Here is a 614-nt window from a genome sequence, read left to right as displayed (position 1 = left end):
AGGCGGCCGGCAGGGCGGCGGCCAGGCCTGCGACGCCCAGCCCGGTGAGCAGGCGGCGGCGGGACAGGATCCGGTGCGGCGCGGCAGCGACGTGATCTTGCGTTGCGGATGCGGGCGCGGACCGATCCCCGAGACCGGGAGAGCCGGGTGCGTAGAGGGCCGACACGGAGGGTGCCGGTTCGGTGGGTGCCGGTTCGGTAGGTGAGGGGGTGTCAAGCCGGGCAGCCGGTGCGGACGCGGAGGGCTGGGCCGGCGCAGGCGCCTGGGTGGTGGGGGCGGCTAAGCCGGTTTCGATGGCCTGTCGCATCGCCGCGGCATCCCGGTGGCGCTGTTGGGGGTCTTTGGCCAGCGCGGTCGCCAGCACCTGGTCCCAGAAGGGGGCCAGGGCCGGGATCAGATGTGAGGGCGGCTGGGGGGTCTTGTGCAGGTGCCCGAAGAGCACGACGGCGGGCGAGTCCCCGGTGAAGGGCGGCCGACCGGTGAGCATCTCATACAGCACGCATCCGGTGGAGTACAGATCCGAGCGGGCGTCGGCGGGCTTGCCGTCGGCCTGCTCGGGCGACATGTAGGACGGGGTACCGATCCGTATTCCGGTGGCGGTCAGCCGGGTGGCC

At 73.3% G+C, this 614-nt stretch carries 1 pseudogene; it reads right to left on the bottom strand.

Going from position 1 to position 614, the window contains the following annotated elements:
• Nucleotides 1-565 (bottom strand): annotated as a pseudogene (locus tag ABD844_RS52975) (protein kinase domain-containing protein); the annotation flags it as partial.
• Nucleotides 566-614: the final 49 nt, after the last annotated feature.

It is taken from the genome of Nonomuraea antimicrobica, assembly GCF_039536965.1.
GTDB classification, from domain to species: Bacteria; Actinomycetota; Actinomycetes; order Streptosporangiales; family Streptosporangiaceae; genus Nonomuraea; species Nonomuraea antimicrobica.
The sequence above is the reverse complement of the archived record's forward strand: the minus strand, read 5'-3'. Positions and strand labels throughout refer to the sequence as shown.